The following is a 26,387-nucleotide window of genomic DNA, read 5'->3' on the forward strand; positions in this document are numbered from 1 at the left end:
TCGGTAATGATTTCGGTAATAAATGGGGACTTCAATTCTACCGACAACTATATTATCACTCGCTAAATAGTCACTTATTCATTACCGGAATGCTTCCACGTAACCAACTGCCTAATTTACGCTGGTAAAATGGCTGCGTATGCTGAATCAAATAATGGCTGATACCACTCTCTTTTTCATCAACTAGACAGAAGTCAATCGGCTCTTCTTCCGATGTGTATTCACAAGCAATAGTGCCCGCTTCATGGATTAGTTGTTCAATTTCGTCTGCGGTACCATTTATTTCCAGTCCAATTAATAAATTAGGGTTTTCATCCACATTTTTATCATAGACTTGTATGATAAAAGCACGGCGAACAGGTTTACGTTGGCTAAATAAACTGACCAAAGCTTCAATGAGCTGCGCAGGATATTCTTCCGGTTGGCTAAGTGTTAGCTTACTACCACTTGGAACATCAATCTCAACCGAAACTAATTCACTCAGTGAACCCATAAAAATCTCCAATCAGTTTTTTTAGATAAAATAAATTTATTTCGCCTTCGCCAACAACAAATTAGCAATCGAACGAACCCCATAACCTGTTGCACCAGCGGACCAATGTTCTACCGCGGATTTACGATAAGTTGCCGAGCAATCAATGTGAATCCAACCTTTTTGGTATTCTTCCACAAAGTGAGACAAGAAAGCCGCCGCAGTACTAGCACCCGCAGTATGCGATGACGCAGCAACGTTGTTCAGGTCAGCAAAATTTGATGGCAGTTGGCTACGATGGAATTCAGCTAATGGTAAACGCCAGAATAGTTCATTCTCGGATGCAGCAGCCGCCAACAGATCAGCCGCCAGTTTGTCATCAAAGCTGAATATAGAGTGGTAGTCATTACCCACAGCCGTTTTCGCCGCACCGGTCAAGGTTGCCGCATCAATGATTAATTTCGCTTTCTCTTTGCTGGCATCAATTAAACCATCAGCCAGCACCAGACGACCTTCCGCATCCGTATTCATCACTTCAACAGATTTGCCATTACGGTAATGAATAACATCACCCAGTTTAAAGGCGTTACCACTGACCATGTTATCCGCTATGCAGAGGAATAGTTTAACTCGTTGTTTCAAACCACGACTGATTGCCAGCGCCAATGCACCTGCCAAGGTTGCGGCTCCACCCATATCCGATTTCATGGAATCCATAAAGGAAGATTGTTTCAGGCTGTAGCCGCCAGTATCAAATGTGATGCCTTTACCTACCAAACAGGCAAACACCGGCGCTTGCAGGTTGCCAGTTGGGTTGTAATCCAACGCCAATAGAATCGGATCGCGAGAAGAACCACGGCCAACGGTGTGAATGCCAGCATAACCCTGTTCACGTAAATCTTCGCCTTTAATAATGCGATAACTGACTGATTCACCAGCCATACAACACATCAGGTCAATCGCACGCTTCGCCAATTGTTCCGGCCCAAGCTCTTCCGCTGACATATTGATGGTGTCACGCACCCAATCAATAATTTTAATTCTGCTTTCCAGTTCCTGTTTTTCAGCCGCGGGCAGTTGAGGCCATTCAATAGAACGATTACCTTTCGGCGCACGGAATCCTTGCCAGAAAGCCCAACTTTTCTCTAAATCCCAACCTTCGCCCACCAGAGACACATGACGAATTCCCTGCCCGTCAATTTTACGCCCGGCACGTTGCACTGCCCCTAATTTACCTTTACCAACCAGATGAATCGTCACCCCTTGATCACTGGAACTAATCAGCGCTTTTTCACCCCAGCAAGCTGCTGCTGGTTCATAAGACAGTGTTATTGGCATGATTTGTTTATTCATTCTTTTCTCACCTCTTATTATTACCGCTTGATGGCAGTGAGGAGCTTATTTAAGCTTCTACCGATATAATTCTTCGTCTGCCAGATATTCATCCTATAAAAAAACCGGCCAAAGCCAGTTTTTCATTGAAGAGCAGCCTACCTTAAAACGATAGTGGATAAATAACAAATTAATGCTATTTGTTATTCAAATTCATCCAACCAAACAAGCAGGATCGCTTCCAAAATCTTTTCACTGGATTTTTCAGGTGCATCATCAAAATCATCCAGTTCACAGATCCACTGGTGCATATCAGTAAAGCGAACCGTTTTTGGATCTACCTCAGGAAATTTGTCATATAGCGCTTCACCAATTTCACGACTATTGGACCATTTCAGGCTCATTTATTTTTCTCCTGCCAATCAGTGCTCACGGGCATGGTTAATGGTGTATTTTGGAATTTCTACCACCAAATCTTCGTCAGAAACTCTAGCTTGACAACTCAGACGACTTTCCGGCTCCAGCCCCCAAGCTTTATCCAGCATGTCATCTTCCAGTTCAGAGCTCTCTTCCAGTGAATCGAAACCTTCACGAACGATACAATGGCAAGTGGTGCAAGCACAGGATTTTTCACACGCATGCTCGATTTCAATCCCATTGCGCAATGCAACATTCAGAATGGATTCCCCTTCTTTGGCTTCCAGAACTGCGCCATCGGGGCAAAGATCGTTATGAGGTAAAAATACAATTTTTGGCATAATTAAATCTCGTCCACAGAATGGCCCGCCAACGCCCGACGAATAGATGAGTCCATCCGGCGTGCAGCGAATTCCTGCGTTTGCTTATCCAGTTGTTTAATCGCGTTTTCAATAATTTCAGGATCATTGCCCTGAACGCTTGTTATAAGTATTTCCACGGCAGCATCAATTGCCGCCTGTTCTTGTTCATTCAGTAGATCGGCATCTTTTTCTAACGCACTGGTGACACTTTCCAGTACTCGCGCCGCTTCAACTTTTTGTTCTGCCAGTTTGCGCGCACTGATATCTTCCTGAGCATTTGCCATAGAGTCTTTTATCATGCGAGCGATTTCTCCATCAGATAAGCCATAGGAAGGCTTCACCTGAATAGAAGCTTCGACGCCAGTGGATTTCTCCAACGCGCTGACACTCAGCAAGCCATCAGCATCTACCTGGAAAGTAACCCGGATATGAGCCCCACCAGCGGGTAATGGCGGAATACCACGTAGGGTAAAACGGGCTAGTGAACGGCAATCACTGACCAATTCCCTTTCCCCTTGCACTACATGAATACTCATTGCACTCTGGCCGTCTTTGAAGGTAGTGAACTCCTGCGCTTTGGCAACTGGAATGGTCGTATTACGTGGGATAATTTTTTCAACCAAACCTCCCATCGTTTCCAACCCAAGTGAAAGCGGAATCACATCCAACAACAGCATGTCGCTATCTGGTTTGTTACCCACCAGAATATCCGCCTGAATCGAAGCACCCACAGCAACCACTTTATCAGGATCAATGGAAGTCAGCGGTTCGCGGCCAAAAAACTCGCCAACCATGTGACGAACCAATGGTACACGGGTTGAACCACCCACCATAACCACCTGTAAAACCTCATCCGCAGAGACTTCTGCATCTTTCAATGCCCGACGACTTGCCAGTAAAGTCCGTTTTATCAATGGTGTTATTAGGGCTTCAAATTCGCAACGGGTGATTTTACCCTGCCAGCCGCCAATGTTTATTTCTGCAATATCAGCATCACTCAAGGCGATTTTTACCTGAGTAGCCATATCTAATAGCTGGCGTTGCAAACTATGGTCATTTCGATCGCCAATACCCGCCTGTTCACGGACCCAATCAGCCAGTATCAAATCGAAATCATCACCACCCAGCGCAGTGTCACCACCGGTTGCCAGCACCTCAAAAACACCACGGCTTAACCGCAAAATAGAAACGTCAAAGGTACCGCCGCCTAAATCATAAACCGCAATGACACCTTCTTGACCAGAGTCCAGTCCGTAGGCAATCGCAGCGGCAGTTGGTTCATTAAGCAAACGCAGAACGTGTAATCCAGCTAATCGCGCCGCATCTTTTGTTCCCTGACGCTGTGCGTCATCAAAGTAGGCAGGAACAGTGATCACAACACCATCAAGCTTACCATCCAGTGTTTCTTCTGCACGCTGCGCCAGCAATTTAAGAATTTCAGAAGAAACCTGAATAGGATCAACCATACCCGCTGCGGTGTTGATTAACGGCAACCCGTTTTCACTCGCTTGAAATTGATAAGGAAGATTTGGATAACGTTGCTGAATGTCAGCCAGAGAACGTCCCATCATACGTTTTACTGAACTGATAGTATTAGCAGGATCACACGCGGCCTGTTGACGGGCCTGCCAACCAATTTCAAGCCCCTTTTCATGGTAACGAACAACCGAAGGAAGCAGATAACGATCTTCACTATCCATCAATGTTTCCGCTTGCCCACTGCGAACAGTGGCAACTAATGAATGTGTCGTGCCTAAATCAATACCGGCAGCTAAACGACGTTGATGTGGTACAGCGGATAACCCCGGCTCGCTAATTTGTAATAAAGCCATATACGCCTTCCTTAAAAGTCGTCCAGTAAACGTTCTTCCAGTTGCTCAACCTGCTGTTGCAATTTATCCAGAAAACGTAATTTGCGCACCGTATCGGCTGCTTGTTCCCACTGCTGTTCATCCAATCGCTGCACCATTTGCTGACTACGGGTTTTAATCATCCCATTCAGGTGAGCAGCAAAATCAGCCAATGCCACTTCTGGATTAGCTTTGTCGGCAATACATTCCAACTCTTCCCGCAACATAAGCTGTTCCATCAGGAAAGCGTTGTCATTCATGGTGTGCTGTTCGTTGGCTAAATCAAAACCATGCAAAGAGAGCATATATTCAGCGCGTTTCAGTGGATGTTTGAGCGTTTGATAACCGTCATTGATAGTCGCGGCTTGCTGCAACGCCAGCGTTTTTTCACGCTCTGGCTGATTAGCAAAGCGATCCGGATGAAACTGACGCTGCAACTCTTGATAACAGCTTGCCAGTTGTTCACGATCAACAGCATAACGAGCCGGCAGCCCAAATAAAGTGAAATAGTCCATAATCTAAACTTACTCTGGATTTGGCCGAAAAACGGAATTAAACGTTAAAACTCTCTCCACAACCACATTCACTGGAAACATTTGGGTTGTTGAACTTAAAGCCTTCGTTAAGGCCCTCTTTAACAAAATCCAGCTCTGTACCGTCGAGATAGACCATGCTCTTGCCATCTACGATAACTTTGACACCCTTATCTTCAAACACTGTGTCGTCTTCGTTAATCATATCGGCAAATTCAAGCAGGTAGGCCATACCTGAACAGCCTGATGTTCTGACGCCCAGACGCAAACCAACACCTTTTCCACGGTTACTCAGGAATGATGAAACGCGTTGTGCAGCACTTTCTGTAAGGGAAATTGACATACAACAACCTCACTTATTAAAACCAGCAAAGGCGGATACCGGATGGTATGTAACAACCCGTATCCACCAAATTTTTTTCTATCTTGTTATTATCAAGGGCCGTTATCTGCCCTGGCGTTTACTTTTGTAATCCGCAATCGCTGCTTTAATCGCATCTTCCGCCAGAATAGAACAGTGGATTTTCACTGGTGGCAGTTCTAATTCATCGGCAATTTCAGTATTTTTAATCGCTTCCGCCTGCTCCAGAGATTTGCCCTTCATCCATTCTGTGACTAAAGAGCTGGACGCAATCGCAGAACCGCAACCGTAAGTTTTGAAACGCGCATCTTCAATAATGCCTTCATTATTGACTTTGATTTGCAGTTTCATCACGTCGCCACACGCAGGGGCGCCGACCATGCCGCTGCCAACCATTGGATCTTCACTATCGAAAGAACCGACGTTACGTGGATTTTCATAGTGATCAATTACTTTTTCGCTGTAAGCCATGTTGTTACTCCTGAAACCGTCTGATTAATGATGAGACCATTCGATACTGTTTAGATCCACACCTTGTTTAAACATTTCCCACAGTGGAGAAAGTTCACGCAGGCGGCCAATAGATTTGTGAATCAGTTCAATGGCGTAGTCGATCTCTTCTTCTGTTGTAAAGCGCCCTAAAGAGAAACGGATAGAGCTGTGAGCCAGTTCGTCATTCATCCCCAACGCACGCAATACGTAGGAGGGCTCCAAACTGGCAGAAGTACATGCAGAACCCGAAGAAACCGCCAGATCTTTTAATGACATCATCAGTGATTCACCTTCAACATAGTTGAAGCTGACATTCAGAATATGCGGAGCGCCGTGCTCCAAATCTCCGTTAAGGAAGACCTCTTCGATATCTTTGATACCCTGCCACAGACGCAACCGCAGGCCGCGCAGACGCTGAGATTCACTCTCCATTTCCTGCCTGGCAATACGATAAGCTTCACCCATACCCACAATCTGATGAACAGGCAAAGTACCAGAACGCATACCGCGTTCATGGCCGCCGCCATGTTGCTGTGCTTCAATACGAATGCGTGGTTTACGGCGAACGTACAGTGCGCCAATTCCCATCGGCCCGTAAATTTTATGGGCGGAGAAAGACATCAAATCGACTTTCAGTTTGGTTAAGTCAATTGGCAGTTTGCCTACGCTCTGAGTGGCATCAACATGGAAAACGATACCGCGGCTGCGACACATTTCACCGATGGCGGCAATATCCTGCACCACGCCAATTTCATTGTTAACATGCATGATAGAAATCAGAATGGTGTCATCACGCACTGCGGCTTCCAGATCGTTTAAATCAATCAACCCGTTGCTCTGAGGCGCCAAATAAGTGACTTCAAACCCTTCACGTTCCAATTGACGGCAAGTGTCCAGAACCGCTTTATGTTCGGTTTTGCTGGTGATGATGTGCTTGCCCTTTTTCTGGTAAAAATTAGCCGCGCCTTTGATGGCAAGATTGTCAGACTCCGTTGCGCCAGAAGTAAAAACAATTTCTCGCGGGTCCGCACCCACCAAATCAGCAATCTGATTACGGGCAATATCAACCGCTTCTTCAGCCTGCCAGCCAAAACGGTGTGAACGAGAAGCGGGATTACCAAATATCCCGTCCCTGGTCAGATAGTTCATCATTTTTTCAGCAACACGCGGATCAACCGGCGTCGTTGCTGAGTAATCTAAATAAATTGGTAATTTCATTGCTCACATGCTCCCTACTTCTAATACTTCAATTCATCACAAGCTCTGCTTATGGGCGCAGATTGACATTAATTGTTTCTTGTGCTCTACCGTGAGGTGTACGGCGTTTATCGTTATCCTGGCGACCAGCAACGTCCAATACTTCTTGGTTATTGACTAATTCTTCTAGACTGATACTGCTCAGGAAACCGGTAATACGATCACTTAAATCGCGCCATAAAGCATGAGTCAGGCAGCGATCACCGCCCTGACACCCTTCTCTACCCTGACAACGGGTAGCATCTACCGATTCATCAACTGCGAAAATCACTTCGGCAACAACAATTTCACTGGCATCTTTGCCCAATAAGTAACCACCACCCGGACCACGGACACTTGAAACCAGACCATTTTTGCGCAAGCGAGAAAATAACTGTTCAAGATAGGAGAGGGAAATACCCTGACGTTCAGAAATGTCGGCCAGTGGTACCGGGCCTTCTTGTGAGTGCAACGCCACATCAAGCATGGCAGTTACTGCATAACGCCCTTTAGATGTCAATCTCATAAATGAATTACCCCGTGGTGAAATATGAGCGAAATTGTGTCATTCCTGAGTATTTTAGTCAACTATTTAACCTAGTAATTTACTCAACTATTTCTTCGCCCATTTTTCAACAGAGGACAAGATGCCACGCAGAATATTCAGTTCCTGCATCTCAGGCCGGGCACGGGTAAAAAGCCGCCTTAATCTATTCATTATCTGGCCGGGATGCGCTTTTCTGATGAAACCAGAATCATTTAACACACGTTCAAGATGATGATAAAAGCGTTCCATATCATCAGCTAATGGATATTCCACTTCATCAGTTTTTCGCTCATTTTTATCCTGACGCGCTAAATAAGCCATACGGATTTCATAACTGACAAGCTGAACCGCCATCGCCAGATTTAATGAACCGTACTCGGGGTTAGTTGGGATATTCAGATGATAATGGCACTTCTGCAATTCTTCATTGGTCAACCCTACTCGCTCACGGCCAAAAACAATGGCAACCGACGCGTGTTCAGCCTCTTGAACACTACGTTCACCACATTCACGAGGTTCCACCATCGGCCATGATAACGTTCTTGAACGGGCGCTGGTGCCAATCACCAATCCACAACCGGCCAGCGCTTTATCCAAACTATCGACCATCGTCGCATTACCAATAACATCGCTGGCGCCAGCAGAAAGTGCAATCGCGTGAGAATCTGGCTGAACCAGTGGATTAACCAAATAAAGATTAGTTAATCCCATTGTTTTCATTGCCCGGGCGGTTGACCCCATATTCCCGGTGTGGGAAGTTTCAACCAGGATAATGCGGATATTTTCTAACATGGCAACTTCTGAATAGTCTGGATGGTTATAAGAACCAAATATCTTAACACAACATTAGTATTTTTCCGAATTACTGCTATACTATGCGCCGATTAATTACCCGTTCTTTAACATCCTGGTGGAAGATATCCCATGCATCCGATGCTGACCATCGCCATACGCGCTGCGCGTAAAGCTGGCAACCTAATTGCTAAAAACTATGAAACTCCCGATGCGGTTGAAGCGAGCCAAAAAGGCAGTAACGACTTTGTTACCAATGTTGACAAAGCCGCAGAAGCGCTCATTATCGACGTTATTCGCAAATCTTATCCCAAACACTCGATTATTACCGAAGAGAGTGGCGAGCTGCTAGGCGAAGAGACTGATATTCAATGGGTAATCGATCCACTGGATGGCACGACCAACTTTATCAAACGCCTCCCTCACTTCGCCGTTTCTATTGCGGTACGCATTAAAGGCCGTACTGAAGTTGCGGTTGTTTACGATCCAATGCGTAATGAGCTTTTCACCGCAACCCGCGGTCAAGGGGCACAGTTGAATGGCTACCGTCTGCGTGGCACTAATGCCCGCGATCTGGATGGCACTATTCTGGCAACAGGTTTCCCATTCAAAGCAAAACATCATTCCACTGTTTTTATTAATACTTTGGGTAAATTATTTGTTCGTTGTGCTGATTTCCGTCGTACAGGCTCCGCTGCTCTGGACCTGGCTTATGTTGCGGCTGGTCGGGTAGATGGTTACTTTGAAATTGGCCTAAAACCGTGGGATTTTATGGGCGGCGAGCTGTTAGTTCGTGAATCTGGCGGTATCGTAACTGATTTCGTTGGCGGTCATAATTACATTCATTCCGGCAACCTTGTCGCAGGTAATCCACGCGTTGTTAAAGACATTCTGGCCGAAATGCGTGATGAATTATCAGAAGCATTGAAACGTTAATTCAAGTGAATTCTAAATAGAATTGCAAGACGGTATTTTAGGTAGACCGCAAAAAATGCGGTCTACTCTGCGATTGATTTAACTAGCAATAAAGACCACTGTTACTCCGCTAACCAATAAACAGCTTCATAAGGCTGTAGCTGCATATTTTCTACAGGTAACTGGTTTTCAGGATAGTTCCCCATCAATTTCACCCATGAACAGTGGGATAAAGAAGCATCCAACGACCACTCTTGCACTTCTGCGCTGAGGTTAGCAATAACCAGCAACGTTTGGTTTTCCCAACGGCGAACATAACACCATAGCCAAGGGTGAGACGGCAACAAATCCTCATAACTGCCATAAGTCAATACCGGATATGTTTTACGCAGTTTTATCAAGCGGGCATAACAATGGAAAACTGAATCCTCATCCTGGATGGCATTTTCAGCGTTCACAGCCTGGTAATCACTATTCAACGCTATCCACGGCTTCCCTTGAGTAAACCCGGCATTGGCAGTCGCATCCCATTGCATCGGCGTTCGCCCATTATCACGAGATTTCTTCGCTAAGACCGATAAGATTTGCTGTTTATCACTGCCCTGCTCAATCTTCTCTTGATAAATATTTAAACTTTCTATATCCCGATACTCTTCAATATGCGAAAAATGAGGGTTAGTCATTCCCAGTTCTTCCCCTTGATAGATATAAGGGGTTCCCTGCATGCCATGCAGTACCATTGCCAACATTTTGGCGGACGGCACCCGCCAAACACCTTCACCGCCAAAGCGTGAAACAATACGCGGCTGATCGTGATTACACCAGAAAAGCGCATTCCATGCCCGTTCGTACATGCCTTGCTGCCACTTGACAAAAATTTTCTTCAATTCAATAAAATCAGGCGGCGCCGCAACCCATTTTTCACCATTAGGGTAATCGACTTTTAAGTGATGGAAAGCAAAAACCATCGACAACTCTTCACCATCCAATGAAGAATAGCGTTGACAATGTTCCAGTGAGGTAGAAGACATCTCCCCGACCGTCATCACTCCGGCAGGCTGGAATACTTCTCTGTTCATTTCTTGCAGAAATTCATGAATACGCGGGCCATCAGTGTAGAACTGACGCCCATCTCCCTGAGTTGATTCAGGGAAGTCTTGCTGCTTAGAAACCAGGTTAATGACATCCAGACGGAAGCCATCAACACCAAGGCCAGCCCAGAATTCACAAATCTTTTTCAGTTCAGCCCGTACAGGTTCATGCTCCCAGTTTAGATCGGCCTGCTCAACAGCAAACAAGTGCAAATAATACTGTTGGCTTGCTTCATGCCACGCCCAAGCATTGCCGCCAAATTTCGACGCCCAATTATTAGGCGGGGTTTCAGGTACCCCATCCCGCCAAATGTAATATTGCCGATAAGGGCTATCAATATCCTGTGCTTGTTTAAACCAAGGGTGTTGAGTCGATGTATGGTTGAAAACAATATCTACGATGACACGGATATCACGTTGATGTGCCTCATCAACCAAACGCTTAAAATCATCCATTGAGCCATAAGCCGGATCAATCGCACAATAATCAGCGACATCATAACCGTTATCTACCTGTGGCGAGCGGTAAAAAGGCGTCACCCAAATAGCGTCTACACCCAGTTTCTTCAAATAATCAAGCCGATAAGTAATGCCGTTAAGATCGCCCGTTCCGCTACCTGTCGTATCCTGGAAACTCTTAGGATATATCTGATAGATGACGCCTTGTAACCACCACGGAATGATTTTGTCCATCAAAAACACCTTATCAATATATTTCCTGAATTAAATAGCCATGAATTGAATAACCACATCATTCAGCAGCTAACATACCGGTCATATTCTTCTTCCGATACACAACGGTAGTGAGAATCAACGGAACAATAATGGCGACAAGCATAGCTAATGCGTAAATTAGCCAAAATTGCGGTTTGATCGAAAGAATACCTGGCAAGCCACCCACACCAATACCGTTTGCCAATACACCACCCAACCCACAAATCAACCCGGCTAAACTAGAACCAATCATGGCACAGAGCATAGGGAATCGATATTTGATATTAATACCGTACATTGCCGGCTCAGTGACGCCCAGATAGGCGGAAATAGCCGCAGGTACGGATACTTCACGTTCATTATGTTTTTTACTGATTAAAATAATACCAACAACTGCGGAGCCCTGAGCAATATTGGATAATGCAATAATAGGCCATATCGGTGTTCCTCCTATACTCTGCACCATCTGCATATCTATGGCTAATGTGGTTTGATGGATACCTGTAATCACCAATGGCGCGTAAAAGAATCCAAATAAAGCTGCACCAATAGGCGCAAAACTTCCCGTCATCAATGCCTTAACAACCCAAGCAACTCCATCACCCATTAACCGACCAAATGGCCCAATAAGGCTATGTGCTAAAAAAGTCGCCAATATTAACGAAACTACCGGAACAATGACTAAATAGAGATAACTAGGAACCACCCGTTTTAACTGAACTTCAATCCACCCCAAAGTAACGCCCGCCAAAAGTGACGGAATAACCTGCGCCTGATAACCCACTTTTCCAATCGTGAACAGGCCAAAATTCCATAGTTCAGGGATTTGTTGCCCTAAATGATAAGCATTCATTAATTGCGGCGAGACCAGTGTTACTCCCAATATAATGCCTAATATTGGTGTTCCACCCATCATCCTAACCGCCGACCAACAAATACCCACTGGCAGATAGAAGAATATTGCCTCTCCTAACAGCCACAGAAAATCATATATTGTTTTCCAAATAGGATATGTTTGAGCTAAAGTTTTACCTTCACTAAAAGGAATATCACCAATAATGTTACGGAAACCTAGAATGAGTCCGCCACTAATTAATGCTGGTAAGAGAGGAAAAAATATCTCCGCAAACTTAGAAATGAAGCGCTCTTGCCATTTCATATTTTTCTTCTCAACCTGTTGTTTATCTTTTTTGTTCAATTCAGATTGACCAAGATAACTATTTAAAACCTTATAATAATCGCCAACATTAGTGCCTATCACTACCTGGAATTGCCCTGCATTGGTAAAACAGCCCTTAACCATCGGTAAGTTCTTTATCTCATCCGGCTTGGCTTTAACTGGTTCAACTAATACAAACCTCAATCGGGTAATACAATGACTTACACTGGCTATATTTTCACAACCACCGATTAATGTAATTAGTTTTTCTATATCTTTAGAATTTATTTTGTTTTTCATAACAGCCAGTCATCATAAGTGAATATCAATTACTAATTAGCATGCTTAGTAAACTAATTTCATCCTAATATCATTTGGTTATGCTTGTCATGGGAACGTTCCCAAAAATGGGTTGAAGATCACATTGAAACGGCAATATTTCTTATTTTTAAGCCAACTTACTCGGAATGATTACTTGTTGTTTAGGGTATTGCTGGTTTATCTGAGCAATTAATTGACCAGCCGCATATTTACCTGCCTCACTATAACCCAGATCAATAGAAAGCGTGTTAGGGTATAAAAAGTTCAACAAAGGTGTATTACCAATGCTACCTATTTGTATATCTTCCCGATTATTTTGCTGCAAATATTTATATGCACCTAAAGCCAAACTATCGGTTGCACAGATTAAAGCTGTTGTTTTCTCTCTCAATACCTTATTAACATGCTGAAACCCACTCTGATAGCTTAAATCACATTGGGCGGAAAGTGGGTGCAGATCTTTCTGTTCACAACAAGCTAGATAAGATTGATGGCGAAGCAAACCTGTCGTGGTATCACAATCATCTACGCCGAGAAAACTGATATTTCTGTGTCCCCGCCGATAGAATTCATTCATCAATAAACGCACAGCACCAATATCGTCATAACATACAGAAGAAAAACCCGTATATTCGCGGGCAAATACCACTATTTTGTCACGCCAAGGGCAGAGGAGCTCTTCTGACAATCCAGTGAAACCGAACAAAATAATGCCATCTGCATGACGCAATGCCAATTGACGTAGATGTTCCTGTAAAAGCTGTAGATCAAAATTACTTTCCATAATAATCGGATCGTAACCACGCTGGTAAAACAGAGGTAACATGGTACTTATCGATAAATTCTCTGAAAAAGATCCCAGACGCGACACAATTAAGGCTATGATTTTGTCACTTTTCACTCGCATCGCTCTTGCTGATTTAGATGGAACAAAATTATTTTGTTGGATAATCGCCTCAACTCTTTCACGTACTTGTGGACTTACGCTATTTTCATTGTTTAATACCCGCGAAACGGTTGATTTACCGACATTAGCCAAACGAGCGATATCTTTTATTGTTAATTTATTCGACATGATATCTCATAAAAATATTATTTGAGATACTTAGTTTCTTACAAAAATATTGTAAGAAACTAAATTTATATTATTAATAATTATGAGCTTTAACCTGTGGCCGCAAGAAGATAGCAGGAAAAGCAACCAAAGCCATCATCCAGAAAATGCCGCTGTGCAGATAATCATACATAAATCCGGCAATGACCGTCATGATAGCGATCCCACCCCCCATTGCCAATGCGGAATAAGCCGCTTGCAAACGCACAATTTCCCCTTCCTTTCTCGCACCGATAAAACGCATCGCAGCCAAATGGCAGACGGTGAATGTGCCACAATGCAATATTTGAACAACAATCAACACCGGTAATGCGGTGAATGTTCCCATCAATCCCCAGCGAACAACACCACATATACCAGAAAGCAGCAAAAGATTACGGGCATTCCAGCGGCGAAATAATTTATTACTCAGAGTAAAAATAATCACTTCAGCCACTACGCCCAATGACCAGAGATAACCGACTACCGAGGCAGAATAACCTGCGTTTTCCCAGTAAATTGCACTGAAACTGTAATATCCCGCGTGGGCGCCCTGCAATAAAGCCACACATAACAAGAATCGGCGTACTGATTTTTCAGACAACAACTGTTTAAATGACACAACATCCACTTTGGCAGATTTGGTTTCACCAACCGGCATGATAGAGGGCCGAAATAATGTCACCAACAAGGTAGAGAAGACGCTAAACAATATCGTGATGAGGATGGCCCGATGTCCCCAGACAGAGATCAATTCCCCGGTTAATGCTGAACTGATAATAAAGGCAATTGAACCCCAAACCCGTATTTTGCCGTAATCAAAAGAAAATTGTTTTTGCCATGTTCCTGCCAACGCATCACCCAATGGCATCATCGGCGAAAAAAATAGATTGAAGCCGACCATAATGAACAGGAGCCACGCCCAATGATTTCCTAATGTAAAACCAACAGCGAAAATCAGAGTCAGTAATGCCAATATACGCAGCGCAAGAATAAGTTTTGCGGGATCTTTAACTGTAGGCGCAATTAATAAACTTCCCAGGAAACGGGAAACCAAACCAGCCCCCAATAAAATCCCTATCATATCGTGCTCTATACCTTCACCCTGGAGCCAGGTTGCCCAGAAAGGTAAAAATATCCCGTAAGAAAAGAAATATGTGAAGTAATCTAACGCCAGCCAGCGCGTCGATCGAATAACCATTAATCCCCCTGGTAAAAAATGCAAAAAACCCGCCCTTAACTAACTTAGTTAACTCAAGAAACTAGATATTGAGCGTTATCTTGAAGTGGATCTTCCCCGGAGGAAAATCCACACATCACTCCTCAATATCTCACTTAAGCAAACGATGTTAGCCGGAGCAGGTTTTGTAACAATCTATTGAAATTTTAATTTATGCGTAAACCGGATATTTCGCGCAAATAGCCAGAACTTTCTGCTTAATTGCTTCAATGGTCGCTTCATCATTGATGTTGTCCAATACATCACACATCCAGCCAGCCAATTCACGCGCTTCTGCTTGTTTAAAGCCACGACGGGTAATCGCAGGCGTACCGATACGCACACCAGAAGTCACAAATGGGCTCTTCGGATCATTAGGCACACTATTTTTGTTTACCGTGATATTTGCACGGCCCAACGCAGCATCGGCATCTTTACCAGTGATATCTTTGTCAACCAAATCCAACAGGAACAGGTGGTTTTCTGTACCGCCAGAAACCACTTTGTAACCACGTGCCAAAAACACTTCAACCATCGCTTTTGCGTTATCAGCAACCTGATGTTGATATGCTTTGAATTCTGGTTCCATTGCTTCTTTCAATGCCACCGCTTTACCCGCGATAACATGCATCAGAGGCCCACCCTGACAACCAGGGAACACAGAAGAATTCAGCTTTTTATACAGCTCCTCATCGCCACCTTTCGCCAGAATCAAACCACCACGCGGACCGGCCAGTGTTTTATGCGTCGTGGTAGTGACGATATGAGCATGAGGAACCGGGTTAGGATATACTCCTGCGGCGATTAGGCCAGCAACATGCGCCATATCAACGAACAGATAAGCACCAATGCTGTCTGCAATTTCACGCATCTTTGCCCAGTCAACCACACCGGAGTAAGCCGAGAAACCACCGATAATCATTTTTGGCTGATGTTTTTGAGCTTGTGCCGCGATATCGTCATAATCGATTTTACCGCTCTCATCGATGCCATAAGGCACAACGTTATATAACTTACCAGAGAAGTTAACCGGAGAGCCGTGAGTCAAATGACCGCCATGTGCCAAATTCATCCCCAGAACCGTATCGCCCGGTTGCAACAAAGCCATATAAACTGCCGCATTCGCCTGAGAACCAGAATGTGGCTGAACGTTGGCATAATCGGCGCCAAACAGCGCCTTAGCACGCTCGATAGCTAACTGTTCAACAACATCTACATATTCACAACCACCGTAGTAGCGTTTACCCGGATAACCTTCAGCATATTTGTTAGTGAGTTGAGAGCCCTGTGCCTGCATAACTCTTGGGCTGGTATAGTTTTCAGAAGCAATTAACTCAATATGTTCTTCCTGACGAACAACTTCCTGCTCCATCGCCTGCCATAGTTCGGGATCATAACTAGCAATATTCATTTCACGCTTTAACATTGGGTTCTCCTGACTCAGCTAACTTCTCTTCAAAAACACCCCAAGGGGCCGAATGGCACACAGTGTAAACCCTTTTCACCAAATGAGATAGTCTTGACAAAATATTTTACGCAAACGATTGCATACCGAATACAAGCAAGACATCTGCTCTAAATAATGGCATGAAAATTACACTGCATTTTTCCTCTTTTGTCGGAACTTATGACCTAAAGTAGTCCCTTCCTTAGTGTAAATATCTTTTACGAGTATTTTTTTCACCATAAAGACCACATTCTATATTTACAAAATCCTCAAAAGGGTATAAGTTGCATTTAAAATACATGTTATAACTTTCATTATCACTTGAAAGAAATTCAGGAGTTTCACCATGCTGGATAGCCAAACTATTGCAACTGTCAAATCAACTATTCCATTACTTTCTGCTACCGGACCAAGACTGACAGCACACTTCTATGAGCGGATGTTTAACCATAATCCTGAGTTGAAAAACATTTTTAATATGAGCCATCAACTTAATGGCGATCAGCGTGAAGCCCTATTCAACGCGATCTGCGCCTATGCAGCCAATATTGACAACTTAGAGGTACTACTACCGGCAGTAGAAAAAATCGCGCATAAACACGCTAGCCTGAATATTCAACCAGAACATTATCAGATTGTCGGTACTCACCTGTTAGCAACATTGGATGAAATGTTCCAGCCGGGAAATGAAATTCTGGACGCCTGGGGAAAAGCTTATGGCGTGCTCGCTGATGTTTTTATCAATCGTGAAGAGCAAATCTATCATAGTGGTGAATCAACAGATGGCGGCTGGCGTGGTTTACGTCCATTCCGTATCAGCCGGAAAGAAGTAAAAAGTGAGGTGATTTGCAGCTTTGAATTTATACCACAAGATGGCGGGAAAGTGATGGATTACAAACCTGGCCAATATCTGAGTATTTATCTGGCAGATGATAGTTTTGACAACCGAGAAATTCGCCAGTATTCACTGACGGCAGCACCAAATGGTTCCAGCTATCGGATTGCCATCAAACGTGAGCCACAAGGAATCGTTTCCAACCATATGCACGATAAGATGCAAGAAGGCGATACCGTCTGGCTGGCCGCCCCACGCGGTGATTTTTTCCTTGATATTAAACCAGAAACACCGGTTACTTTGATTTCTGCGGGCGTTGGCCTGACCCCCATGATGAGTATGTTGCATCACCTCCACCAACAAAATCACAACAGCCAGATTAACTGGTTACATGCGGCGGAACACGGCGGCCATCACGCGTTTAGCAATGAAGTCGCAACAATGGCGCAAGCAATGCCAAATTTTGCTAGCACAATTTGGTACCGCGAACCAAGGGATGAAGATCAACAAGGTATTCATTATCAACACCAAGGCTTTATGGATCTGACTGTTCTGAATGAAGCGTTGAAAACAGAAGGAATGCATTTCTATTTCTGTGGTCCTGTTCCCTTCATGCAATATATAGCGAAACAGTTATTGGATATGGGAATTGATAAACAATTTATTCACTATGAATGTTTTGGTCCACACAAAGTGATTTAAATTTTCAGCTTAATATTAAAAACGTTATAAGGTGATAATAGCCAATAAAGTGAATAGAGCAGAAACTATCTTTAATTTATAGTCTGATATTCAATATTCATCTGTACTGAATATGCTTAATGTGACTGAAAAAACCAATTCATCACTATTTTAGAGACCTTACTGGCGTTTATTTATCATGGAGCCCGTCCCATTGGGCGCCAGCTCCATTGATTTCAAGAGTCATAGGTAAAAATACATATCATCAGCTACTTGCGCTGCTATATCTTGATAGAGCTTTAAGCCAGAGATATCGGGTGAAGAATAACGTCCCTAATGCGTACATAAAAGCCATAGCCAACGTGCCGAAATTAAGCATGCCCAAGGCAGCTTGCGCAGGTATGTTACTTACGAAAACAATTGGTAATATAAAACTCAGAACGAATCGCATAGCACCTGGATAAGCACTGACAGGAAACCGTCCCATATCCATAAGAGAGTAGCAAATAATCCATACATCAGAAACTTTAGTGAACCAAAAGGCAATGAGATTTGAACACATAAACAGTGAATAGAAAATACATGCGCCCAATAATAGTGCCAGATTAAACTGCATGAAATTTGAAAATATCAAAGCATCTTGTTGATGCATAGCCACCAGAACAACTATATAACCAACGACAAAATTCGCACCATCCCACACATTAAAACGATGAAATGTGATAAAAAACTGATGGTCAACGGGGCGAATAAGCATAAAATCCAAGTCACCTCGTCTGATGTATTCAGATAAAGAGTGGATACTTGGAAATAACCAGCTATCGATTAATGACTCCACAATGAGAGTCACACCAAGTAAGGCAACCATTTGATTGAAATTCCACCCCCCTACTTGGGATACCTGACCGAAAAAACCCGTCAGAACAAGTAACGCCAGCAGGCAAGCGAGAGAGGAATTGATCAAGTTAACCAAAGCATTGAGTCGAAATTCAAGTTCCAAGACGAAAGAATTCCTTATCAATACCAACAATAGTAAACAGTACCGCATTTAGTTAGGCTCCTGAAGCCGTATATTTTTTCAATCCCATCGACCATAGCAAAGCACGAATTAACATGAGAGCGATAACCCAGAATAACTGTATCAAGAAACCTATTAATAATTCACCATGATCTAGTTTTCCTAATATTATTTGCACTGGAAAATCCATTGCCGATGCAAAAGGCAAAACTTTTAATAATCCGGCGATACCAGGCGGATATAAATCAAGAGGAATGAGCGAACCTCCAAGTATCGTATAAAGCGCCCAAAGCAATGGGTCAAACGCCATTGTGTTATTAATCCAAAAAGCCAACAAACCTAGACAATAATAAAGATGAAAAATGATAATCCAAGCAAGCATGAGTGAGGGCAAAAAAGCCAAAAAATTCCAGATATCCAAGCGTTGCAAGTTACCACTTAAAACGATACCAGAAATAAAAACCACTAATATAATCGGCCCCCGAACAATCATTTGTCCCACGTGATCCGCAATATAACAATAGAGGGGAGACACCGGGCGCAACAATAGCATAGAAAGCTCCCCTCGGCGGATATCATAATCCAAGCTCTGCATTACCCAAATGGACGTTAATTGACGTACTAAGTAAATAGAAAGGAAATAAACCGCGAAATCGCTGGGTGTATAACCGCCAATAGCCCCCCCATCTGCCAGACTAAGCCAAACCAACATCACCGCGATAGGCATAACACCACCTATCATCCAAACCATCGACTGCGCTCGATACGCAATAGCTTGGGAGAAAGATTGGCCAATGAGCACCCTCCATAACTGTAGAGTCCGCTTAAAGGATTTACACATTAAACTCACCTTTTGAAGATAAATACCCCTCCAGAACACGATCTATCGGTTCATCATGGATCGAGATATCAAGCACGACTCGTTCGGACATCAATCTTGTTATTGCAGAAGGTAATGCGTCACGCTCTACCGTCAGTTCAATATCGTGACCATCATAGAATAGCAAGCCAGGTAACGAACTCAGCTCTGGATTGATTGGACCTGAAAGACTAGCCTTTATAATCTTTTTGGGAGAACGTTTTGCAATTAAATGCGAAAGTTGTCCATCGTAGATAATCTCTCCCGAATTGATAATAATGACACGTCGTGCAAGAACTTCTACATCCGCCATATAGTGGGAAGTTAGGAGAATCGTTGCCTTGTGCGTCTGATTATAATGCAAGATGAATTCACGGACGACGCGCTGCATATTAGCATCTAACCCAATCGTAGGTTCATCTAGAAACAAAACCTTTGGTTTATGTAGCAATGACAAAGCTAATTCGCATTTCATACGCTCACCAAGAGACAAATTACGAACCGGCCTGTTAATCACTGAACCAATAGAAAGCAATTCAACCAATTCGTCACGGCATCTGGAAAATTCATTATCTTCGAGATCATAGATAACCTTATTAAGTATGAAGGAATCATTAGGCGTAAGATCCCAAGCGAGTTGCTGTTTCTGCCCAGCCACAAATGATATTGACTTTAGATATTCGTTCTTGCGTTCATAAGGGGTATACCCCAAAACACTGACATCACCTAAAGAGGGTTGAATGATGCCAGCCAACATCTTCATGGTGGTAGTTTTCCCCGCCCCATTCGCCCCGAGAAAACCCACAATTTCTCCCTCTTCGATGGAGAAATTGATCGCCTTGACCGCTTGTACGACTGCATAATCTCTTTTAATGAATGATTTTAAACTGCCCAACAAACCGGGAGCTTTAGTGTAAATACTGTAAGACTTACTCAAATTTCTTACTTGAATATTGCTCATAGAAATCCGCTAACTAAATTGAACCAGCACTAAAGTTAACATCAGAATAGTCAACAACTACCTCGTCTAAATAAATAGGGTCTGCATATTTAATTTTAGCGTGGGGCCAACCGAGATCACCACTGTGAAACATAACGAGAATTTTCAGCTACCTGCCTTCCTTCACTACCATTTGGCAAATAAATAGGGTAGCAATCAGCAGAATCAAGGAAATTACCTCCTTGCTCGGTGAATGCGTTAAGTATTTCGTGCGCACCTCTCTCATCTACCAAACTGTTGGGTACCGAGACAAATAGGTGATACGTAGACTCCTTTATATCCAAGAGTTCTATATTTCATAAGTATATTTTGTCAGTCTAAGTCGAAATCATAGTCGAAGACAGGTCGCTTACCAGCCTGAGAGGCTATCCCTCCCCACCCACCGCCACCTTCAGGATGAACGGCAAGTTCAGGCGCATAGCGCGAAAATTTTCACATTCAAGCCAGACTCTATACATTAGCCGTTTCTTCTTAGGATCATCATTATCTTCGAATGCTGTGCGTGAGTGCAGACATAAATAATTATTGAAGAAAACCATGTCACTTTCTTCAAGAAGCGTAGTCCAACAAAAAACGGGAGATATTGCCAACTCACCAAGATAGTCAACAGCCTCTCGCAGCTTAGCGGGGACTTTTTTACCACGAGCAAACGCGGCGGCAAATATGTTAAATCTTAGGTATCGTATGCTAATGTCACCGTTACATTGAGAAAATACTGGTACGTTGTATTCGGTTATTTCATTCTCTCCCGGAGGATGTTCGCTTAACCGATGGTAAGGATAACCAGTATATAATGCAGGCAACAGATCTGGCCGACTTTTTTGAAGACACACTTATTTCCATTGATACCATAGATGCCAAACCCAGATTGCACAGGAGATTATTGATGCAGAGGAAAACTATTTATTCAGTGTGAAAGACAGCCAATTTCCATGATACCGACTGCAATGAATACCCCGGCACAGGCGCTGGCGACATATTCAGCCGCACCCACAGCGACAGGGGCTAATAAGGGTATTGGCATATTAACGTCTCCTGTTTATCTTATTTTTTGCCATAATAGGTACACCATTGTGAGTATATTCATCAATAACGGTAATAACCTTACTGCCATGATCTGTCATATCACCTAACAGAATAACCGCTTTTGACATGAAAGTTCTCCACCGTTTTTCAATTGGTAAAGAATATCATCCCCCATTAAACGTCGGTAATTAATGGCAGTAATCCCAGATTCACCAACTGAATTTCAACATCATTGGATTTATCAATATCATCCTGATTTCTTCCATCAAAAATGCCTTTTTTGGTAATAATCAGGGTGCCTATCTGTTTATTATTTTGATACACAGGAAGCACATCCTCCGCCATAGGCAGGTAAGATTTATCAATAATACGGGGCTGGTAAAGCATCCAACCAATGCTGAGACGATCAGGGAAAACTTGTTTGCCTTTTAAGGTATAACCGTTGGTTTCTACTTGAATATAAGGAAAATCACGACTGGTCGCTAAATATTTAACTAAATCAATTAATCGGGTGATATTCAATTGGTTGCTGTTAATTTTTAAATTGAATTCTAGCCAAACCCAGTTGGGACCTCTTGTAGACAGTTTATTATAACTAATACTATTGGCTATCTCATCCCGCTCACCATCCCACATATCTTCAATAAGTGAAGGAAAATCTTTTTTATAAGATTTTTCAAAATAGCTCACGGTCTTTTCTGTTGGCCCTTGTTTATCAAACACAATGTGTTTTAGGGCCTCTTTTCGTGAATAACCAGTTAAATACCATGTCTTTTCCTGCCTGAAAAAGATATCGATTTGCCGTGTAATATGAAATAAATCCATTAATGCTGTATTTACAGTAATGGTTTCCTGTTGTTCATAATACACATTGATTTTTATACGGATTATTGTCATTTGAACCTCGAATTAAATTCTCGCCATTAAATCGGCACAGGGAGTATAGTGGACACTGATATTTTTAAATTGACTAAATATTCCCTTAAAATAAGCATAACTGATTGGTTGTAAAAAATGCCATTCCACATGCGGTGTCCCCTCTAGTACATCACAAACAGTTTGATGCCTTTCCGCCTGTTTTTTACCTGATTTACTCCCTTTCCACCAAATTTTGGGTTCACCTTCAGTATCAAAAAACTGGTCATACCGCGCTTTGGCCTCTAAAAATAAACAATACGCTGGCCGCCAGCCATCAAAGGTCACTTTCAGGCACTGAAACTCCTGAATCATTTGTGTGGTCGGGTCATATTTAGTTTTAGCAATAAATCGCTGATAGTTAATTGTGATGGCGCTCCAGCGGCTAACTTTACGATATTTTTCACTCGTCACCGGAATAGCTAAGCAAGGCTGACACTCTTTTTTAGTTTCCGTTTTTTCACATTCTTCCGTCTTAGATTGCTCCTTAACTTGAACCGCACTGGTATCAATTGATTCTTCCCCTAAATCATCGTCCTCCCAGAAATCTGCATAAGCTTCGGCACTCCAGACAATATTTCGATCTTCATCCGTGATGTCAGGACTGATTACAAAATCCGTTTTCTTATGTTGAATGTTATCATCATCTATAACGGATTTATCTTTACCCGCTTCCATGATACCAACTGCAATTAATACTCCGGCACAGGCGCTTGCGACATATTCAGCCGCTCCCACTGCAACAGGGGCTAATAAGGGTATTGGCATATTAACGTCTCCTAGTTATCTTATTTTTTGCCATAATAGACACACTATTGTAAGTCTATTCATCAATAGCGATAATAACCTTACCGCCATGATCTATCGTATCACCTAACAGAATAACCACTTTTGACATGAAAGTTCTCCATCGTTTTTCGATTGGTAAATAACATCACTCCCATTAAACTTCGGTAATTAACGGCAGTAATCCCAAATTCACCAACTGAATTTCAACATCATTGGATTTATCAATATCATCCTGATTCCTTCCATCAAAAATGCCTTTTTTGGTAATAATCAGGCTGCCAACCTGTTCATTATTTTGATACACAGGGAGCACATCTTCCGCCATAGGCAGACAGGATTTATCAATAATGCGAGGCTGGTAAAGCATCCAACCAACGCTGAGACGATCAGGGAAAACCTGTTTACCTTTTAAGGTATATTCATTCGACTCCACCTGAATATTGGGTAAATTACAGTTTAAAGCCAAATAGCTAACCAAATTAATCAACCGCAATACATCGAGATGATGACTGTCAATATTTAGGTTCAATTGCAGCCAAACCCAGTTAGGACGAACACTTGGCATTTTGCTAAAATCTATGCCGCTAGATAATTCATCCTTTTCACCATCCCATATACCAGTAATAAGCGCCGGAAAGTTTTTCTTGTAATCTTTCTCGAAACTTTTTATAGCAGCTTCAGTTGGCCCCTGCTCATCAAACACTACATGTTGCAGAGCCTGTTTTCTAGAGTAACCAGTTAAATACCAAGTCTTTTTCTGCCCCAAAAAAATATCAATTTGCCGTGTGATATTAAACAAATCCCTTAATGCCGTATTTGCAGTAATTGCTTCCTGCTGTTGATAATATACATTGATTTCTAAACGGATTATCGCCATGTTGACCTCGGATTAAACTAAACTGTTGCAGGGAGTATAGTGGACACTGATATTTTTATATTTACTAAACAATACCTTAAAATATCCATAACTGATGGGCTGAAAAAAATGCCATTCCACATGAGGAGTACCGTCCAATGCATCACAAACCATTTGATGCCTTTCTGCTTGATTCTTGGCTGAATAACGGCCTGTCCACCATCTTTTAGGTTTATTATCCTTAAAAAACTGGTCATACCGCGCTTTGGCCTCTAGAAATAAACAATACGCTGGCCGCCAACCATCAAAGGTGACTTTCAGGCACTGAAACTCCTGAATCATTTGTGTGACCGGGTTATATTTAGTTTTCGCAATAAATCGCTGATAGTTAATCGTGATGGCGCTCCAGCGGCTAACTTTACGATACTTTTCACTCGTCACCGGAATAGCAAGGCAAGCTTTGCACACTTTTTCAGTTTCCGTTTTTTCACACTCTTCCGTCTCAGACTGGGCTTTAGTCTGAACCGCACTGGCATCAACAGATTCATCCCCTAAATCATCATCCTCCCAGAAATCCGCATAAGCTTCGGCACTCCAGACAATATTTCGATCTTCATCCGTGATGTCAGGGCTGATTACAAAATCCGTTTTCTTATGTTGAATACTGTCATCATCTATTACGGATTTATCTTTACCCGCTTCCATGATACCGACTGCAATTAATACTCCGGCACAGGCGCTGGCGACATATTCAGCCGCACCCACGGCGACAGGAGCTAATAAGGGTATTGGCATATTAACGTCTCCTGATTATCTTATTTTTTGCCATAAATAGGTACACCATTGTGAGTATATTCATCAATAACGGTAATAACCTTACTGCCACGATCTGTCATATCACCTAACAGAATAACCGCTTTTGACATGAAAGTTCTCCATCGTTTTTCAGTTGGTAAAAAATATCATCCTCCATTAAACTTCGGTAATTAATGGCAGTAATCCCAGATTCACCAGCTGAATTTCAACATCATTAGATTTATCAATATCATCCTGATTTTTTCCATCAAAAATACCTTTTTTGGTAATCATCAGAGTGCCGACCTGTTCATTATTTTGATACACAGGGAGCATATCTTCCGCCATAGGCAGGTAAGACTTATCAATAATGCGGGGTTGGTAAAGCATCCAGCCAACACTTAAGCGATCAGGGAAAACTTGTTTACCTTTTAAGGTATAGCCATTGGTTTCTACTTGAATATAAGGAAAATCACGACTGGTCGCTAAGTATTTAACTAAATCAATTAATCGGGATACATTCAGTTGACTGCTGTCAATACTTAGATTCAATTCCAGCCAAACCCAGTTAGGGCTAGCAGTTCGCATTTTTTTATACATAATACCACTATCTAATTCATCCTTTTCACCATCCCATATCCCAGTAATAAGCGCTGGAAAATCTTTTTTATAATCTTTTTCAAAGTCTTTTATGGCAACCTCAGTTGGCCCCTGTTCATCAAACACAATATGTTTTAGCGCCTCCTTTCGGGAGTAACCTGTTAAATACCAAGTTTTTTTCTGGTCAAAAAATACATCAATTTGCCGTGTAATATGAAACAAATCCATCAACGCAGTATGGATAGTAATAGTTTCCTGCTGTTCATAACGTACATTGATTTTTAAATTAACTATTGTCATGTTGACCTCGAATTAAAACAAACTGTCGCAGGGGGTATAGTGAACGCTGATATTTTTATGTTCACTAAATTGCACTTTAAAATATCCATAACTGATCGGCTGTAAAAAGTGCCATTCCACATGGGGGGCACCATCCAAAACGTTACAGACTGTTTGATGCCTTTGGGCTTGCCTTATAGCTGAAAAAACACCTTTCCACCATTTCTTAGGTTCCTCATCACTCTTAAAAAACTGGTCATACCGCGCTTTGGCTTCCAGAAACAGGCAATACGCTGGCCGCCAACCATCAAAGGTGACTTTCAGGCACTGAAACTCCTGAATCATTTGTGTGGTCGGGTCATATTTAGTTTTAGCAATAAA

Annotated in this window: 29 protein-coding genes and 1 pseudogene; 2 read left to right on the forward strand and 28 right to left on the reverse strand. The window is 42.7% G+C overall.

Annotation, left to right across the window (positions count from 1 at the left end; translation table 11 throughout):
• Nucleotides 1-70: 70 nt before the first annotated feature.
• From BA1DRAFT_RS11655 to trmJ, 11 genes are all read right to left on the reverse strand, one after another.
• Nucleotides 71-493, reverse strand: a complete 423-nt coding sequence (locus tag BA1DRAFT_RS11655; RefSeq protein WP_036779200.1) for an enhanced serine sensitivity protein SseB C-terminal domain-containing protein — start codon at nt 491-493, stop codon at nt 71-73.
• A 36-nt stretch (nt 494-529) separates the two neighbouring features.
• The gene (gene pepB / locus BA1DRAFT_RS11660) at nt 530-1,825 is read right to left on the reverse strand and encodes an aminopeptidase PepB (RefSeq protein ID WP_036779203.1); all 1,296 of its coding nucleotides are present in this window, start codon (nt 1,823-1,825) and stop codon (nt 530-532) included.
• A 182-nt stretch (nt 1,826-2,007) separates the two neighbouring features.
• On the reverse strand, nt 2,008-2,208 hold the full coding sequence (gene iscX, locus BA1DRAFT_RS11665) for a Fe-S cluster assembly protein IscX (protein ID WP_036779206.1): 201 nt from the start codon (nt 2,206-2,208) through the stop codon (nt 2,008-2,010).
• Between the two features lie 18 nt (nt 2,209-2,226).
• Nucleotides 2,227-2,562, reverse strand: a complete 336-nt coding sequence (gene fdx, locus BA1DRAFT_RS11670) for an ISC system 2Fe-2S type ferredoxin (protein ID WP_036779209.1) — start codon at nt 2,560-2,562, stop codon at nt 2,227-2,229.
• Nucleotides 2,563-2,564: 2 nt separating this feature from the next.
• The gene (hscA, locus tag BA1DRAFT_RS11675) at nt 2,565-4,415 is read right to left on the reverse strand and encodes a Fe-S protein assembly chaperone HscA (RefSeq protein ID WP_036779211.1); all 1,851 of its coding nucleotides are present in this window, start codon (nt 4,413-4,415) and stop codon (nt 2,565-2,567) included.
• Nucleotides 4,416-4,426: 11 nt separating this feature from the next.
• Nucleotides 4,427-4,948, reverse strand: a complete 522-nt coding sequence (gene hscB, locus BA1DRAFT_RS11680) for a co-chaperone HscB (RefSeq protein ID WP_036779213.1) — start codon at nt 4,946-4,948, stop codon at nt 4,427-4,429.
• A 37-nt stretch (nt 4,949-4,985) separates the two neighbouring features.
• Entirely contained in the window at nt 4,986-5,309 is a 324-nt protein-coding gene (gene iscA, locus BA1DRAFT_RS11685; protein WP_036779216.1) for an iron-sulfur cluster assembly protein IscA, read from the reverse strand.
• Nucleotides 5,310-5,411: 102 nt separating this feature from the next.
• Nucleotides 5,412-5,798, reverse strand: coding sequence for a Fe-S cluster assembly scaffold IscU (iscU, locus tag BA1DRAFT_RS11690; RefSeq protein ID WP_011147477.1), 387 nt, complete (start codon nt 5,796-5,798; stop codon nt 5,412-5,414).
• Between the two features lie 24 nt (nt 5,799-5,822).
• The gene (locus tag BA1DRAFT_RS11695) at nt 5,823-7,037 is read right to left on the reverse strand and encodes an IscS subfamily cysteine desulfurase (protein WP_036779220.1); all 1,215 of its coding nucleotides are present in this window, start codon (nt 7,035-7,037) and stop codon (nt 5,823-5,825) included.
• Nucleotides 7,038-7,086: 49 nt separating this feature from the next.
• On the reverse strand, nt 7,087-7,581 hold the full coding sequence (iscR, locus tag BA1DRAFT_RS11700) for a Fe-S cluster assembly transcriptional regulator IscR (protein WP_036779223.1): 495 nt from the start codon (nt 7,579-7,581) through the stop codon (nt 7,087-7,089).
• A gap of 87 nt (nt 7,582-7,668) precedes the next feature.
• Nucleotides 7,669-8,394: a tRNA (cytosine(32)/uridine(32)-2'-O)-methyltransferase TrmJ gene (gene trmJ, locus BA1DRAFT_RS11705; RefSeq protein ID WP_036779225.1), complete on the reverse strand. Its 726-nt coding sequence runs from the start codon at nt 8,392-8,394 to the stop codon at nt 7,669-7,671.
• 132 nt (nt 8,395-8,526) lie between these two features.
• On the opposite strand from trmJ, the gene suhB reads away from it, so the two are divergent.
• A complete protein-coding gene (suhB, locus tag BA1DRAFT_RS11710; RefSeq protein WP_036779226.1) occupies nt 8,527-9,330 on the forward strand; it encodes an inositol-1-monophosphatase in 804 nt (267 codons plus the stop codon).
• Between the two features lie 101 nt (nt 9,331-9,431).
• Here the strand turns inward: suhB and treC are convergent, their stop codons facing one another.
• The 5 genes from treC to glyA form a co-directional block, all read right to left on the reverse strand.
• On the reverse strand, nt 9,432-11,093 hold the full coding sequence (treC, locus tag BA1DRAFT_RS11715; protein ID WP_036779229.1) for an alpha,alpha-phosphotrehalase: 1,662 nt from the start codon (nt 11,091-11,093) through the stop codon (nt 9,432-9,434).
• A gap of 58 nt (nt 11,094-11,151) precedes the next feature.
• On the reverse strand, nt 11,152-12,573 hold the full coding sequence (gene treB / locus BA1DRAFT_RS11720; protein WP_036779231.1) for a PTS trehalose transporter subunit IIBC: 1,422 nt from the start codon (nt 12,571-12,573) through the stop codon (nt 11,152-11,154).
• A 148-nt stretch (nt 12,574-12,721) separates the two neighbouring features.
• Nucleotides 12,722-13,669, reverse strand: coding sequence for a trehalose operon repressor TreR (gene treR, locus BA1DRAFT_RS11725; protein WP_036779233.1), 948 nt, complete (start codon nt 13,667-13,669; stop codon nt 12,722-12,724).
• A 73-nt stretch (nt 13,670-13,742) separates the two neighbouring features.
• Nucleotides 13,743-14,888: a 3-phenylpropionate MFS transporter gene (locus BA1DRAFT_RS11730; protein ID WP_036779235.1), complete on the reverse strand. Its 1,146-nt coding sequence runs from the start codon at nt 14,886-14,888 to the stop codon at nt 13,743-13,745.
• 190 nt (nt 14,889-15,078) lie between these two features.
• Nucleotides 15,079-16,332 carry a serine hydroxymethyltransferase gene (gene glyA, locus BA1DRAFT_RS11735; RefSeq protein WP_036779238.1) on the reverse strand — a complete coding sequence of 418 codons (1,254 nt, stop codon included), beginning with the start codon at nt 16,330-16,332 and terminating at the stop codon, nt 15,079-15,081.
• A gap of 364 nt (nt 16,333-16,696) precedes the next feature.
• Here glyA and hmpA point away from each other — a divergent pair.
• Nucleotides 16,697-17,890, forward strand: a pseudogene (hmpA, locus tag BA1DRAFT_RS11740) (NO-inducible flavohemoprotein); the annotation flags it as partial.
• A 244-nt stretch (nt 17,891-18,134) separates the two neighbouring features.
• Here the strand turns inward: hmpA and BA1DRAFT_RS11745 are convergent.
• The 12 genes from BA1DRAFT_RS11745 to BA1DRAFT_RS11795 all read right to left on the reverse strand — a co-directional run.
• Nucleotides 18,135-18,869: an ABC transporter permease gene (locus BA1DRAFT_RS11745; protein ID WP_235201064.1), complete on the reverse strand. Its 735-nt coding sequence runs from the start codon at nt 18,867-18,869 to the stop codon at nt 18,135-18,137.
• A 52-nt stretch (nt 18,870-18,921) separates the two neighbouring features.
• Nucleotides 18,922-19,728 carry an ABC transporter permease gene (locus tag BA1DRAFT_RS11750; RefSeq protein ID WP_036779244.1) on the reverse strand — a complete coding sequence of 269 codons (807 nt, stop codon included), beginning with the start codon at nt 19,726-19,728 and terminating at the stop codon, nt 18,922-18,924.
• The gene (locus BA1DRAFT_RS11755; protein ID WP_036779247.1) at nt 19,721-20,707 is read right to left on the reverse strand and encodes an ABC transporter ATP-binding protein; all 987 of its coding nucleotides are present in this window, start codon (nt 20,705-20,707) and stop codon (nt 19,721-19,723) included. The genes BA1DRAFT_RS11750 and BA1DRAFT_RS11755 overlap by 8 nt, the downstream gene beginning before the upstream one ends.
• A 404-nt stretch (nt 20,708-21,111) precedes the next feature.
• The gene (locus BA1DRAFT_RS11760; protein WP_235201071.1) at nt 21,112-21,579 is read right to left on the reverse strand and encodes a TauD/TfdA family dioxygenase; all 468 of its coding nucleotides are present in this window, start codon (nt 21,577-21,579) and stop codon (nt 21,112-21,114) included.
• A 192-nt stretch (nt 21,580-21,771) separates the two neighbouring features.
• Nucleotides 21,772-21,900 carry a PAAR domain-containing protein gene (locus tag BA1DRAFT_RS24380; RefSeq protein WP_268747235.1) on the reverse strand — a complete coding sequence of 43 codons (129 nt, stop codon included), beginning with the start codon at nt 21,898-21,900 and terminating at the stop codon, nt 21,772-21,774.
• Between the two features lie 46 nt (nt 21,901-21,946).
• Nucleotides 21,947-22,669 (reverse strand): Imm52 family immunity protein, encoded by a 723-nt coding sequence (locus BA1DRAFT_RS11770; protein ID WP_036779248.1) that lies wholly within the window; start codon nt 22,667-22,669, stop codon nt 21,947-21,949.
• 12 nt (nt 22,670-22,681) lie between these two features.
• Complete coding sequence (locus BA1DRAFT_RS11775) at nt 22,682-23,455, reverse strand: Tox-REase-5 domain-containing protein (RefSeq protein ID WP_051560757.1); 774 nt, start codon at nt 23,453-23,455, stop codon at nt 22,682-22,684.
• Between the two features lie 175 nt (nt 23,456-23,630).
• On the reverse strand, nt 23,631-24,353 hold the full coding sequence (locus tag BA1DRAFT_RS11780) for an Imm52 family immunity protein (protein ID WP_036779251.1): 723 nt from the start codon (nt 24,351-24,353) through the stop codon (nt 23,631-23,633).
• A gap of 12 nt (nt 24,354-24,365) precedes the next feature.
• Nucleotides 24,366-25,127, reverse strand: coding sequence for a restriction endonuclease fold toxin 5 domain-containing protein (locus BA1DRAFT_RS11785; protein WP_036779254.1), 762 nt, complete (start codon nt 25,125-25,127; stop codon nt 24,366-24,368).
• Nucleotides 25,128-25,147: 20 nt separating this feature from the next.
• Nucleotides 25,148-25,258 carry a PAAR domain-containing protein gene (locus BA1DRAFT_RS24815; RefSeq protein ID WP_477707062.1) on the reverse strand — a complete coding sequence of 37 codons (111 nt, stop codon included), beginning with the start codon at nt 25,256-25,258 and terminating at the stop codon, nt 25,148-25,150.
• A 46-nt stretch (nt 25,259-25,304) separates the two neighbouring features.
• Nucleotides 25,305-26,027, reverse strand: coding sequence for an Imm52 family immunity protein (locus BA1DRAFT_RS11790; RefSeq protein ID WP_036779257.1), 723 nt, complete (start codon nt 26,025-26,027; stop codon nt 25,305-25,307).
• 12 nt (nt 26,028-26,039) lie between these two features.
• On the reverse strand, nt 26,040-26,387 hold a 348-nt coding region (locus BA1DRAFT_RS11795), incomplete at its 5' end, for a Tox-REase-5 domain-containing protein (RefSeq protein ID WP_036779265.1).

The organism is Photorhabdus aegyptia (genome assembly GCF_000612035.1).
Taxonomy (GTDB): Bacteria; Pseudomonadota; Gammaproteobacteria; order Enterobacterales; family Enterobacteriaceae; genus Photorhabdus; species Photorhabdus akhurstii.